At 63.0% G+C, this 13,231-nt stretch carries 11 protein-coding genes; 6 read left to right on the top strand and 5 right to left on the bottom strand.

All coding sequences use genetic code 11. From position 1 onward, the window contains the following. Positions 1 to 35: 35 nt before the first annotated feature. Positions 36 to 2,321 carry a bifunctional diguanylate cyclase/phosphodiesterase gene (locus F3J24_RS16145; RefSeq protein WP_167008450.1) on the top strand — a complete coding sequence of 762 codons (2,286 nt, stop codon included), beginning with the start codon at positions 36 to 38 and terminating at the stop codon, positions 2,319 to 2,321. Between the two features lie 64 nt (positions 2,322 to 2,385). Here F3J24_RS16145 and F3J24_RS16140 read toward each other — a convergent pair whose 3' ends face one another. Beyond that, a complete protein-coding gene (locus tag F3J24_RS16140; protein ID WP_167008448.1) occupies positions 2,386 to 3,585 on the bottom strand; it encodes a M20 aminoacylase family protein in 1,200 nt (399 codons plus the stop codon). A gap of 338 nt (positions 3,586 to 3,923) precedes the next feature. On the opposite strand from F3J24_RS16140, the gene F3J24_RS16135 reads away from it, so the two are divergent. Then, the gene (locus tag F3J24_RS16135) at positions 3,924 to 4,943 is read left to right on the top strand and encodes a DHH family phosphoesterase (RefSeq protein ID WP_167008445.1); all 1,020 of its coding nucleotides are present in this window, start codon (positions 3,924 to 3,926) and stop codon (positions 4,941 to 4,943) included. Between the two features lie 52 nt (positions 4,944 to 4,995). Here F3J24_RS16135 and F3J24_RS16130 read toward each other — a convergent pair whose 3' ends face one another. Continuing rightward, on the bottom strand, positions 4,996 to 5,748 hold the full coding sequence (locus tag F3J24_RS16130; protein ID WP_205244814.1) for a pseudouridine synthase: 753 nt from the start codon (positions 5,746 to 5,748) through the stop codon (positions 4,996 to 4,998). Between the two features lie 202 nt (positions 5,749 to 5,950). Between F3J24_RS16130 and rarD the strand changes: the two genes are divergently transcribed. Both rarD and F3J24_RS16120 read left to right on the top strand, forming a co-directional pair. Further along, positions 5,951 to 6,841, top strand: coding sequence for an EamA family transporter RarD (gene rarD / locus F3J24_RS16125; protein ID WP_167009338.1), 891 nt, complete (start codon positions 5,951 to 5,953; stop codon positions 6,839 to 6,841). 81 nt (positions 6,842 to 6,922) lie between these two features. Next, complete coding sequence (locus F3J24_RS16120) at positions 6,923 to 7,918, top strand: diaminopimelate dehydrogenase (protein ID WP_167008442.1); 996 nt, start codon at positions 6,923 to 6,925, stop codon at positions 7,916 to 7,918. Positions 7,919 to 8,019: 101 nt separating this feature from the next. Here F3J24_RS16120 and F3J24_RS16115 read toward each other — a convergent pair whose 3' ends face one another. Further along, positions 8,020 to 9,315, bottom strand: coding sequence for an MFS transporter (locus F3J24_RS16115; RefSeq protein ID WP_167008439.1), 1,296 nt, complete (start codon positions 9,313 to 9,315; stop codon positions 8,020 to 8,022). A 344-nt stretch (positions 9,316 to 9,659) separates the two neighbouring features. Between F3J24_RS16115 and F3J24_RS16110 the strand changes: the two genes are divergently transcribed. Continuing rightward, positions 9,660 to 10,007: a hypothetical protein gene (locus tag F3J24_RS16110; RefSeq protein ID WP_043005470.1), complete on the top strand. Its 348-nt coding sequence runs from the start codon at positions 9,660 to 9,662 to the stop codon at positions 10,005 to 10,007. A gap of 421 nt (positions 10,008 to 10,428) precedes the next feature. Here F3J24_RS16110 and F3J24_RS16105 read toward each other — a convergent pair whose 3' ends face one another. Next, positions 10,429 to 11,262 carry an META and DUF4377 domain-containing protein gene (locus F3J24_RS16105; RefSeq protein ID WP_167008436.1) on the bottom strand — a complete coding sequence of 278 codons (834 nt, stop codon included), beginning with the start codon at positions 11,260 to 11,262 and terminating at the stop codon, positions 10,429 to 10,431. A gap of 428 nt (positions 11,263 to 11,690) precedes the next feature. On the opposite strand from F3J24_RS16105, the gene F3J24_RS16100 reads away from it, so the two are divergent. Continuing rightward, positions 11,691 to 12,149, top strand: coding sequence for a DUF2242 domain-containing protein (locus tag F3J24_RS16100; protein ID WP_240154367.1), 459 nt, complete (start codon positions 11,691 to 11,693; stop codon positions 12,147 to 12,149). 113 nt (positions 12,150 to 12,262) lie between these two features. On the opposite strand, the gene F3J24_RS16095 is transcribed toward F3J24_RS16100, so the two are convergent. Continuing rightward, on the bottom strand, positions 12,263 to 13,144 hold the full coding sequence (locus F3J24_RS16095) for a M23 family metallopeptidase (protein WP_167008429.1): 882 nt from the start codon (positions 13,142 to 13,144) through the stop codon (positions 12,263 to 12,265). Positions 13,145 to 13,231: the final 87 nt, after the last annotated feature.

Below are 13,231 nucleotides of genomic sequence, written 5' to 3'. Positions count from 1 at the left end.
CATTCATCATTCAGTCTGAATGCTAAAGGGCTTGCATGCGGCGTCATTTTGTCGAGGCCAGATATCGGTTGCCCATGCGCCGCATGGTGTGGCTGGGCTGTCTCTGGATGTGGGTCCTGGGCGCCATGATGAGTCTGGTCTGGTTGCTGGCACCCGCAGTGGACGACATGGACCTGGCGCTGTCCGGCGGCGTCATGCTGCTGTCGCTGCTGGGCATGGGACTGGCCAAGGCCAGGAAATGGGCCTGGGCCGTGTCCTGCTTTGTCTGGGGCAACTGGCTGCTGAGCCTGCTCTGGGCCTGGCACACGGGAGGGCTTTACGGGCCGGCCGTGATGGCTTTCCCGGCCTGGCTGGTGGTTGCGGTCTGGGTGCAGGGCACGCGTGCCGCCCTGGCGATGCTGGGCTTGTCCACCCTGGTCGTCGTCGCCCTGTGGTGGCTGGCTCCCCAGATCGGCATGCCGGCTGCGGCGCTGTCGGCCACCGAACACCTGCTGGCGCTGATCCATGTGGTGGGCATGATGATGCTAGTGCTCATCATTTGTCTGCAGGCCAGGGCCAGCCTGGGTCGGCGTGTGCAGAAAAGCATGGAAACGCTGGCTGCGCTGGAGGCCAGTCAGAACGAGCTACGCAAGTTCTACCGGGCGGTCGAGCAGAACCCGGAGAGCATCGTCATCACCGATCCCCAACTGAAGGTCGTGTATGTCAACGAGGCCTTTCTGAACCGTTCGGGCTATGAGCGCGAGCAGGTGCTCGGCCAGTCGACCGAGCTGGTCTCCACCATGGGCATGGACCGCAGTCACCGTCAGCGCGCGCTTAAGCAGCTGGCCACGGGCTCGCTGTGGCGCGGCGAGATGACCAATCGCACGAGCAAGGGCGAGGCCTTGCGTGAATCGGTGCTGGTGACGCCGATCCGCACGCCGCAGGGCGAGGTCGTCAATTATGTGGAGCTCAAGCGCGATCTCTCCGAGCGTGTGCTGGCCGAGCGCCGCATCCATGACCTGGTCTATCTGGACCCGCTCACGGGCCTGCCCAACCGCCACTCGCTGACCCTGCATCTGCGCGAGCTGAACCTGGCCCGCCAGGACGCCTGCCATGGTCTGCTGCTGCTGGATGTGGATCGCTTTTCCGTCTTCAACGATGTGCATGGCATGCAGCACAGCGACGAGCTGGTGCAGGCCATGGGGGCCAGGCTTGTCGAGGCGCTGCCTGACGATGCCTGGATTGCGCGTATCGCGGCTGCGGAATTCGCCATCGTCTTCGATAGCCTGCACAAGCATGCCCAGGGCGTGGAGGAGCAACTGCAGCAGTACGCGCTGACCTTGAAGAAGGCCTTGCAAAAGCCGTTTTCCCTCAATAGCTGGATCGAGACCGAGTTTGTCAGCTGCTGCATAGGCGGTGCGGTGCTGGAGCCGGCCCTCAAGGGCGGCAACAGCAATGACGTGCTGCGTTTTGCCAGCGTGGCCCTGCATGAGGCCAAGCAGGGCGGACCGGGCAGCGTGGTCCTGTTCGAGCCACGCATGGCTCAGGATGTGTACCGGCGCGTGCGCATTGCCAAGGATCTGTACCACGGCATCTCCCAGGGCGAGCTGCGCCTGTATCTGCAGAGCCAGACCGATGCGCGCGGACGCTGCGTGGGCGCCGAGGCGCTGGTGCGCTGGCAGCATCCGGAATGGGGGCTGGTCAGCCCGGGAGAGTTCATTCCGGTGGCCGAGGAGTCCGAGCTCATCGTGCGTCTGGGCGACTGGGTGCTGCGTCAGGCCTGTACGTTGCTGGCGAGACCGGCCATGGCAGAGCGCGGTTTGCGTCTGTCGGTCAACGTCAGCGCCCAGCAGTTCGGGCATGAGGAATTCATGGCCACGCTGGACAAGATACTGAGGGAGACCGGAGCCAATGCGCGCCAGCTGACGCTGGAGATCACCGAAGGCACCTTGCTACGGGATCTGGACCAGGCGCGCCGGCGCATGCTGGCCTTGCGCGGCCTTGGGATAGAGATCTCTCTCGATGACTTCGGCACCGGCTATTCCAGCATGTACAGCCTGCAGCATCTGCCGATCCAGGAACTCAAGATCGACAGGAGCTTCGTCAGCGGCAGCCATCGCTCCGAAAAGGACGCGGCTCTGGTGGAGGCTATGCTGCTGGTGGCGCACCGCTTGCAGCTGCGCGTGGTGGCCGAAGGCGTGGAGCTGTCCGAGCAGGCGCTGCAGCTGACGCGATGGAACCCGGACATCGTGCTGCAGGGCATGCTGCTCGGGATGCCCAGGCCGCAGCAGCGCTGGCAGGTCGAGGTACTGGGCGAGCCCGATCCGGATGTCAAGATGTGAAAAAGCCCGCAACCATTGCTGGTTGAGGGCTTTCAGCGCTGAAGAGCGTGTTGGCTGGCAGTGATCAGGCTGCCGGCTGTTCGAAGTAGCGACGCGCCAGCAGATCCCAGAATCGGGAGCCGCGGCCGATGTTGTCATCGTTGAAGTCGTAGGCCGGGTTGTGCAGGCTCACGCCGGGTTGGCCGTTGGTAGGACCGTTGCCGATCCAGCCATAGGCACCGGGCACGGCCTCAAGCATGAAGCCGAAGTCTTCCGAGGTCATGGCGGGCAGCACGTCGTCAAAGGCCTTGTCCTCACCCACGGCCTCGCGCATCACGGCGGCCATGAACTTGGCTTCGCGGGCATGGTTGGTGGTGTTGGGATAGGAGCCGGGGCGCAGCGTGAACTCGGCGCTGCACAGGTGGGCAGCGGCCACATGTCCGCTGATGCGCTTGATGCCTTCGATGAACATCTCGCGCGTTTCCTTCTTCAGGGTGCGCACGGTGCCGGCGATGATGGCGTCATCGGGAATGATGTTTTCCACGGTGCCGCTGGTGATCTTGCCCACGGTGAGCACGGCCGAATCCAGGGGGTCGGTGCTGCGTGAGACCAGGGTCTGCAGCTGGCTGACGATGGCGCAGGCCACGGGAATCGGGTCCAGCGTGGTGTGGGGCATGGCTGCGTGGCCGCCCTTGCCGTGCACCTTGATCTGGAAGCGTAGGGTGGAGGCCATGATGGGGCCCACACGCACGGCCATCTGGCCGGCCGGCAGCGAGGGCCAGTTGTGCAGCGCAAACACGGCCTCGCAGGGGAATTTCTCGAACAGGCCGTCATCCATCATGGCCTTGGCGCCGGCTCCGCCTTCTTCGCCGGGCTGGAAGATCAGGTGCACCGTGCCGTCAAAGTCGGGCTGCTGCGCCAGCGTGGTGGCGGCTCCCAGCAGCATGGTGGTGTGACCGTCGTGGCCACAGGCATGCATGCGGCCCTTGTTCTGGCTGATGTGCTCGAAGGTGTTGATTTCCGTGACGGGCAGGGCGTCCATGTCGGCGCGGATGCCGATGCTGCGACCGGGGTTGTCCTTGCTGCGGCCCTTGCCGTAGATGCTGGCGACGACGCCAGTCTGGCCCAGGCCACGATGCACGGTCAGGCCCAGGGCCGTGAGGTATGCGGCGACCTTGTCGCCGGTGCGGTGCTCTTCGTACTTGAGCTCAGGATTGGCATGCAGGTCGCGGCGAAAACTGAGCAGCGTACCGAGGTGAGGAGTGATATCGGGTGTAGATCGCATACAGGGGCCGCGGAGCACCCAGCGCTGTAACTGTCGTGGCAGGCAAGCGTCGCGGGCCTGCTGGTGACCGCAGCATTTCAATAGCAAGACCCCCATCATAGGCGTACGCGAGGAGTGGGGGCTTAGGTAGATACCGAAATCAGGGATTTCAGCGTTTGTGCTAACCGAGAAAAAAGCAAGCGATGACTCACCAGGCCCGATCTCTGTGGCGCTCGGGGGCGAATGTTCCGCCAGATGTGTTTTGGCGGGCCCGGGCAGTGGCTCGAGCGGCGGTCTGATGCAGCGGCAATGTCCTGTGCACCAGCTTGCTGCGGCGCAAACGGCGAAAATACGGGCTTATGACCGCACAGACCGCCAAAACTTCCCTGTTCCAGCAATTGCTGGTGCGTCCCGATCGCAACGATCCCAAGCCCCTCATCCTCTACCACGGCCGTCGCTGCCCCGACGGTTTTGGCGCGGCGCTGGCTGCCTGGCTGTTCTATGAAGGCCAGGCCGAGTTTCGTGGCCTGGACCACGGCGAGATTCAGACGGCCGACGACCTGGGTGAGCTGGCCGGTCGCGCCGTCTATGTGCTGGACTTTGCCTTCGAGCCCGCGCTGATGGCCGAGATCGAGTCGCGCGTGGCCAAGCTCGTGGTGCTGGACCACCACAAGAGCGCGGCCGAGAAGCTCAGCGGCTACCAGTGCCAGTGCGGCGTGATCCATTTCGATATGAACAAGTCCGGCGCACGCCTGGCCTGGGAGTTTTTCCAGGCCGACAAGCCCGTGCCGGGCCTGATTCGCTACATCGAGGACCGCGACATCTGGAAATGGGAGTTCCCCGAAAGCGCGGCCTTCCTGGCTGCCCTGGACATGGAGCCCGTGCGCAGCTTCGAGCGCTGGGCCGAGATCGCGGCTTTCACGCCTGAGCAGGAAGCCGTCTACATGGCCCGCGGCGGTGCCATGGACGAGAAATTCCAGAAGCTCTGTGCCGATATCGCCGACGGCGCCCAGGTGCTGGTCTTCAACGGCCGGCAGGGCCTGATGGTCAACTGCCCCGGCATGTTCCACAGCCAGGTGGGCGACCTGCTGGCACGTCAGAGCGGCAGCTTTGCACTGATGTGGCATGCCAATCACAAGGGCACCAAGGTGGGCCTGCGCTCGCGCTCGGAGTTCAACTGCATTCCTCTGGCCGAGAGCTTTGGCGGTGGTGGTCACGCCCAGGCCTGTGGCTTCAAGATGGGCAACGAGCGTCTGGTGGAGTTGCTGCAGGGCGAGCTCAAGGCCGATCCCGAGGTGCAATACGAGTTTGTGGCCGCACCCAGCCTGCAGTTCGACGAGGAAGGCAAGTGGGTTCGTGTCACGCCCAAGTCTGCGTGATTGCAAAAATAATAGCTGTTAGCGCTTGATATAAAAGGGCTGAGAGTTATTTTTATGGCGTGGACTGCCAGCCCGGCAGGGCTAGCAGCTTTTGCCAGTCCTGCGCTTCCTGAACCTGGGGCAGGGCAGACCAGTCGGCCTCGAAGCGCAGGAGCTGGCCGCTCACGGGGTGGGCGATCTCCAGTGCCCTGGCATGCAGCCACAGCCGCTGCTGACCCAGGCGCTCGGCCCACCAGCGGTTCAGCGGGCCCTTGCCGTGGGTGGCGTCGCCGATGATGGGGTGGGCCACATGCTTGAGGTGGCGGCGGATCTGGTGTCGGCGGCCCGTGGTGGGCAGGGCTTCGACCAGGCTGATGCGGGTCTCGGGGTGCCGGCCGTCATAACTTTCAGGCCAGGACAGCCGTGCCAGACAGCGCAGGCGCGTGTGCGCCTCCTGTACCGGAGCATCCTCGGGCGCATCGTCGGGCTTGAGGGGATGATCGACTTCCACCGCTTCGGGCAGCCAGCCGCGCACCAGGGCCCGATATTCCTTGCGGGTTTCATGGGCTGCAAAGCTGGCCGCCAGGGCCTGGGCCGCTTCCTTGTTCAGTGCCATGAGCAGCACGCCGCAAGTGCCCTTGTCCAGCCGGTGCACGGGCCAGACATGGCGGCCCAGTTGGTCACGCAGCGTCTGCATGACAAAGCGCGTCTCGTGCGCATCCAGCCCTGTGCGATGCACCAGCCAGCCGGCGGGTTTGTAGACCGCGACCAGATGCTCGTCCTGCCAGAGGATATGCAAAAGGGGATTGGGGGCGGCGTCGGGCATGAAGAGGGCAGGCAGTACAGGGCGAGCCGCACTCTATCGCACAGTGCAAAGCTTTGCTGACCAGGGCCTGCCTGCCGGCAGGCCGCGCCGTGGCCGAGAATCGGTGAGGGCCGCTTGACGCTGGCCCATTTGTTTGGGACAGCTGCCAGCGCATGAAGGATCAAGGCTGGCGGTCAACTGGAGGCTTGATCTTGTGTCTGTGATGTTCAAGGGCGTGGTGGTTTCGGTACTCGCATCCGTGCTGTTCGCTTCGTTGTATTACCTCTCGCCTTTTCTCGCCCCGCTCGATGGCGAGCAGATCTTTGGCTGGCGCGTGCTGGTGACGCTGCCCTTTACCACGGCCCTGCTGTTCGCTCTCAAGGAAGTGGCGGCGGTACGCGCCTTGCTGGCGAGAGCCCTGGCCCAGCCCCGCTTTGGACTGCTGCTGGTGTTGAGTTCGGCGCTGCTGGGCGTGCAGCTCTGGATTTTCATGTGGGCACCCATGAACGGGCGCGCGCTGCCGGTGTCGCTGGGCTATTTTCTGCTGCCGCTGGTGATGGTCGTGGCCGGGCGCGTGTTGTTTGCCGAGCGCCTGACGCCGGGCCAGAGCCTGGCCACGCTGGTGGCGGCTGCGGGCGTGGCGCACGAGTTCTGGCAGGCGGGCGGCATGTCCTGGGAGACCTGGGTGGTGGCGCTGGGTTACACGGTGTATTTCTCGCTGCGCCGCAAGCTGCAGACCGATACCCTGGCCGGTCACTGGATCGACATGGCCCTGCTGGTGCCGGTGGCCGTCGGTTTCACGTTGCCTGCGCCCGCCAGCTGGCCGCTGGTGGCGGCCCATCCGATGCTATGGGCCCTGTTGCCCTTGCTGGGCATCGTCAGCGCCGTGGCGCTGGCGCTGTACATGATTGCCAGTCGCTGGCTGCCGCTGGGTCTGTTCGGACTGCTGTCCTATGTGGAGCCGGTCCTGCTGGTCGTGGTGGCCTGGCTGCTGGGCGAGAGCATGGAGCCGCAGCAGCAGACCAGCTATGCGCTGATCTTTGCCGCCGTGGGCCTGCTGATCGTCGACGGCCTGCTGCATTCATGGCGTGGGCGTTCACACACATCGGACTGAGAGTGCCGGAGTTGCCGCCCCAGGTTGGTGCATCGCAGGGCAATAATGAAAGCTTTGTTTTCTTTGAAGGAACTGCTTGTCATGGCATCGACCCCATCCCCTATCCGCGTTGCTATCGTTGGTTACGGCAATCTGGGCCGCGGCGTGGAAGCTGCTGTCGCCAGAAACCCCGATATGCAGCTCAAGGGGATCTACACCCGTCGCGACCCTTCCGGACTCAAGCCCCTGGATGCAGGCACGTCCGTGCATTCCATGGATGCCTTGCTGTCGCACAAAGGCCAGGTTGATGTGCTGATTCTCTGCGGCGGCTCCAAGGACGATCTGCCCACGCAGGCGCCCGAGCTGGCGGCCCATTTCAATCTGGTCGACAGCTTTGACACCCATGCCCGCATTCCCGAGCACTTTGCCAATGTGGACCAGGCCGCCCGGGGCGGACAGTGCACGGCACTGATTTCGGCCGGCTGGGACCCGGGCATGTTCTCCATCAACCGCGTGCTCGGCGAAGCCCTGCTGCCTGACGGTGCCACCTACACCTTCTGGGGCAAGGGCCTGAGCCAAGGCCATTCCGATGCCATCCGGCGCGTGGCAGGCGTGGCTGGCGGCGTGCAGTACACCGTCCCCGTGCAGGAGGCTGTCGACAAGGTGCGCTCCGGCGTGCGCCCCGAACTGTCCACCCGCGAGAAGCACCAGCGTGAATGCCATGTGGTGCTCAAGCAGGGAGCCGACGCCGAAGCCGTGCGCAAGACCATTGTGGAAATGCCTCACTACTTCGACGAGTACGACACCACGGTTCACTTCATCAGTGCCGAGGAACTGGCCCGCGACCATGCCCGCATGCCGCATGGCGGCTTTGTGATTCGCAGCGGCAACACCAATGCCGAGAACAGGCAGGTCATCGAATACCGTCTGCAGCTGGACAGCAACCCCGAGTTCACTTCCAGCGTGCTGGTGGCCTATGCCCGTGCCGTCCACCGCATGGCCCAGAGCGGCCAGCATGGCGGCAAGACCGTGTTTGACGTGGCCCCCGGCCTGCTCTCGCCCAAGAGCGCCGACCAGTTGCGCGCCGAGCTGCTGTAAACCCCTGTAGCCATGAAAAAAAGCCTCGCGACACCGGCGAGGCTTTTTTGATGGGAACACGCTGCAGCGCCGATCAATGAATCGCCGTCAGCCAGGCTGGCTCAAGTGGCTGCGGGGCCGGCGACACCGCTCACGCGTGCGGCATCCTCTAGCCTGTCCACATCGCGCAGCGGCTTGAACAGCGTCATCCAGCCGCCCACCACGCCCAGCGTGCACAGGCTGCCCAGAATGGCGGCAGGAACGGCGCCGAACCAGGAGGCGCTGCTGCCCGCGCGGAACTCGCCGAGTTCGTTGGACGAGCCGATGAACAGCATGTTCACCGCATTCACGCGGCCGCGCATATGGTCGGGCGTGGAAAACTGCACCAGTGCGCCTCGGATATAGACGCTGACCATATCGGCTGCACCGGCCACGGCCAGGGCCAGCATGGACAGAACAAACCAGTGCGAGAGCGCAAACACCAGATTGGCAAGTCCGAACACGGCCACAGCCGCAAACATCACCTTGCCCACGCGGCGGTTGATGGGACGAGACGCCAGCCACAGGCCCATGCAGACCTCGCCCGCGGCCATGGAGGAGCGCAGCAGGCCCAGGCCTTGCGGGCCGACCTGCAGCACCTCGTGTGCATAGACGGGCAGTAATGCCACCACGCCGCCCAGCAGCACAGCAAACAGATCAAGCGAGATGGTGCCCAGAATGATGGGGCGGGTGCGCATGAAATGCAGACCTTCGGCAAAACGCTGCCACATGGTGGTTTGCCCGTCGATACCGATCATGGGGCTGGCAAAGCGCACGGGGACCTGGCTCAGCAGGATCGCGCCCAGAATCAGGGCGATGCCGCAGACCGCATAGGTCAGCACGCCGCCACCGAATGCATAGAGCAGGCCGCCCAGCACGGGAGCGGCAATCGCCGAGATGCGCATCAGCATGCTATTGGTGGCAAGGGCCTTGGCCAGCTGCTCGCGGGCGACGATCTGCGGAAGCAGGCTTTGCAGCGCCGGTCCGCTGAAGGCGCGGCTGCAGCCAAACAGCACCAGCACGGCGTAGATCCAGTGCACATCGTGCGCTCCGCTCTCGGCCAGCAGCCACAGCAGGCCCGAGCACAGCGCGGCCACCAGCCAGCTGATGCCGAGCAGGCGTTTGCGGCTCATGCGGTCGCTGAGATCGCCGGCGGGAATCAGCAGGCCAGCCATGGGCAGGAACTGCGCCAGCCCCACATAGGCCAGAGACAGCGGCTCGCGTGTGATGTCGTAGACCTGCCAGGCCACCACCACGGCCTGCATCTGCTGGGCGAACATGGCCAGCATGCGTGCCAGCACGAAATTGACAAAAGCGGGGTCGCGCAAGGGCGCAACGGTGGAGCCTTGGGGGGCGCTGGGTGGGACGGGGCTGGACAAGGTGAGATCCGTGAATGCGGCCGGGGAGGCTGGGGAAGGCCTGGGCTGGCTTCCTGCCTCGGCGACCTGAAAGGTCAGAGGGCCGAGTATGCGCGATCGCCTTGTTTTCTGCACAACTTGTGGCCGCCATGAGCATTCACTTCTGCTGCAGTTCGTATCCGGCAAGCAGGCTGCGGATTGGCCGTCAAGCCGTGCAGGAGAGAAGCCTTGTTTGTCAAAAAATGTTTACCGACGAAGGCATGAGTCACTTTCCCACACGCAAAAAAACGGCGCGGATTCATCATAGCTTCACGCAAACGGTTTGGCTTTATGAATAGCGAAGCCTTCTCTCAAGGAGTGACATCATGTCCATGCTTTCGATGCAATACGCAGGAACTCTTCTGGGCCGCGAAGCAGTCATTGAATTCCCGGACAGTCAGGCCCAGGTCCGCTACACCGCCAGCGGGCAGATGCGCTGGCGCGTGGTGGACTCGCAGGGGCATATCTCCGAGGGCTGCGAGAACCTCAGCTATCTGCAACTGAGCGACCATCTGCATTTTCTGAACTGGATCGAGAAAACCGGCTTCACGGTAAGCCAGGTCATCGATTCGGCCAAAGGCACGGTGCAGGCCTTCTGGTCCTATGCCGACAACCAGTGCGAAACCGGTCATCGGTCCTCCATGTTTGTCGAAGGCCGCTTCCGCCTGCGTTGAATCTGTTAGCTCCTGCCCGGCCTGCAGCGCAGGCCGGGGGTAGCGCAAAGAGTGTGGGTGAGAGGCCAGTGTCTTCCTCTCTTGCCGACATTCGACAGGTGTCGGTTTTTGTCCGTGAAACATCAAAGGCCCGTCGGACGCTGCGTATTTTTTGATCGCTGCGGCCCAAGTCAATGCCGGTGCGGCTTTTCCCCGTTTTCCCGAGGTTTGTCCACAGGCGGCTCCACAGTCGCTGGGCATAACCTGCCATCGTGCTTGCCGAACGGTTGCATTCAGGTAATGCTCTCTAAGTGGCTATGGGCAAAAGGAAATCGCATCTGGCAGCAAACCACGGCGGATGCGCGTGGGGCGTGAAACATCGGTGCATGAGAATGCAAAAAAGCCGGCACCATGGCCGGCTTTTCGCTACCAGAGCTCTGGCTTATTTGCGCTTGTCGGCGATGGCCGAAGACACCACCATGTCCAGCACATAGACATAGCTCGATGCGTCGGCGGGCACATTCTGGCGCTTGAAGCGGTTGATGCGCAGCACATTGCTCACACCGGCTTCATGCTTGTAGCCTTCGATCTCGCTGTAGAAGTTTTCCCACTGGCCGGTATAGGTCTTGACGCCGTTGTCGCCATAACGAATTTCACGCACCTGCAGGCATTGGTAGTCCTTGATCACGCCGTGGCTGCAGGCCTTGCGCTCAGGGGCCACTTCCAGAAAGATGCGTTCAGGCGCGCTGCCGTACTGGGTCTGGGCAGTGGGCTTGCCGTTGAGCTGCCAGCGTGTGCCGTCGATGAACTGAAGCGTCAGGCGAGGCTGCTCTGCAGCGGAGCCGCCGAGCTGCACGTTCCACTGCTTTGCCGTGGGCAGAATGCGTGCGACCTGCTGCTCCAGCATCATCAGCTGGTTGTCGTTGCAGGCACGCAAGGTGCTCATGCCGCGTTGCAGATTGATGCGCTGGCCTTCGATGCTGTAGGCCGACGAGATGACGTTGCACAGATTCTTGACGACGACGCGCTGGTCCACAAAGTCCAGCTCGATGGGGGCCTGGCTGGAACTCAGGAACCAGCTCTGGTCCTCATTGCCGGCAGGCGTGTAGGCCTGCTGCAGCTTCCAGTGATAGGCGGTCAGCGATGCGGCATCACCTGCGGGGCCTGTAGGGCCGGAGGGGCCGGGCTTGCCTGCACCGCCGCCGCTTGTCGTACCGCAGGCGGCCAGCGTCATGGAAGCAACAAGGGGAAGGCACCAGGTCCAGCGAAATTTCATAGGGTTTCCTTTTTGGGGAATGGAGGAATACGGCAAACCGTGTCAGCACAAAAAGAGTCTGGCTGACCATATCAGTTCCCTGCGGGTTGTATCTGACCTTAACCCAATCTTGGCCATTGTTTTGACGTTCCATGGCCTCAGAGTGTCAACAAATGCAGCTCGCCGGCGGGCGTGGCAAAACCAGAAGGATGAAAGCCCGGTAAAGATCGCAAAAATCCGTACGGCTAGACAGCGCTTCGTCAAATTAGCCTTTGCCAAGCTGCTACGCTTCGAAGCTTGGGCTGGTAAAGAGAATATGGCCCGGGCATCAAGGAGTTTCTGTGCGCTTAGGTGGTGTTGCTTTGTTCGGTCTGAATTGGGGTCGGCTGGGTGCTGTTGGCATATTGGCGGGATTGCTGGGCGCCTGCTCGGCCACTGCACCGCAGCAGATGCCGGTGCAGGAGACTTTCGATTCCAGTGCAACCTTCTCCCGCGGCTTTGATGCGACACCAGCACAGACCTGCGAGGCAGCGCGCCGCGCCTTGCTGAGCCAGGGCTATATCGCCACGGCCAGGACGCAGGAGTTGATTGAAGGGCGCAAGAACTTCCAGCCCAATACAGAGACCAACCTGGAAATCAATTTCCGTGTGGTCTGCGTGCCGCAGACCAGCGACGGCATGGTCAGCCTGGGCTTTGCGACGGCGCTGCAGGATCGTTATTCGCTCAAGAAGAGCGCAACCTCGGCCAGCGTGGGCGTAAGTGCTCTGGGGTCGCTTTCGCTGCCGTTTTCTTCCAGCAACGATTCGCTGGTCAAGGTAGGCAGCGAGACCATTTCCAAACGCAGCTTCTACGACAGCTTTTTCGAGCTGGTGGAGAACTATCTGAAGCAGGATCAGGATGCGCCATAGTTTCGAGTAAATCGGCCTGTAGCGCTTGATGGGTAAGCGTTTGAGGCCCTGATTTAATAGCAATATAGTCAAAAGCGGCTCCCGGAGCCGCTTTTTTTATCGACGAGATTTGTTCAAATGAACAGTGCCGGGTCCACCATGGCGCGGTTCAGCATCACGCTCCAGTGCAGGTGGGGGCCGGTCACGCGGCCGGTGGCCCCGACCTTGCAGAAGGCATCGCCTGTCTGCAACTGGTCTCCCGGTTTGCAATCCACCTGGCTCAGGTGGCAGTACATGGTCAGCAGGCCGCCGCCATGGTCCAGCCAGACCGTGCCGCCGTTGAAGAAATAGTCACCCACATCGATCACCTTGCCGGGCAGCGGTGCGCGCACCGGCGTGCCCGTAGGGGCGGCAATGTCCATGCCGCTGTGCGGATTGCGCGACTGGCCGTTGAAGACACGGCGCAGGCCGAAGCTGCTGGAGCGGCGACCCGGCACCGGCACGCGCATGTGCAGGCTGCCGGAAGGCTGCGGCTCGGTGAAGGTGGCCATCACGGTCTTCAGGTGGGCGGCCTCGCGTTCGTAGCGGGCATTGTCTTCGGCAGACAGATCCACCGTCTTGGGCGAGACCTTGAGGCGTTGCTCCACATACTGTTTGTCGCGCACCGTATAGCTCATGGTGCGCAAACGGCCTTCGGCCTTCACGTCAACGCTTTGCTCACCCGGTGCGGTGGCAAGCGGTATGCCCACGAGTGCGGTCCATTCGATCATGTCGCCCACCACCAGAATCTCGGCCCCTGCGGTCATGACCAGGGGGCGTGCGGGAGCCGGGCCCAGCGACAGGCGTGCGACGCCGCCGGGAACCCTGCTGTCCTGCGGCCAGAGCACGCTGTCCGAGCTGGCGCTGCGCGCCGCCCAGGCCGGTGCGGCGGCAAACAGCGCTGTTTGCGCCATCCATTGCAGCAGGCGACGGCGTTCGGGTGGGAGAGGGGAGCTGGTAAGTTTTTCGGTCGACATGGTGCTTATCGGGTTGTGCAGGCATTGTGCTGTATTGCTATCGATAGCGGAGCTAAAGGCGATACAGGCATGTGAGCTTTACGCTGG

Source organism: Comamonas sp. Tr-654, assembly GCF_011752915.1.
Lineage (GTDB): Bacteria > Pseudomonadota > Gammaproteobacteria > Burkholderiales > Burkholderiaceae_C > Comamonas.
Note: the sequence above shows the minus strand (reverse complement) of the source record. Positions and strands in the feature narration are given on the sequence as shown.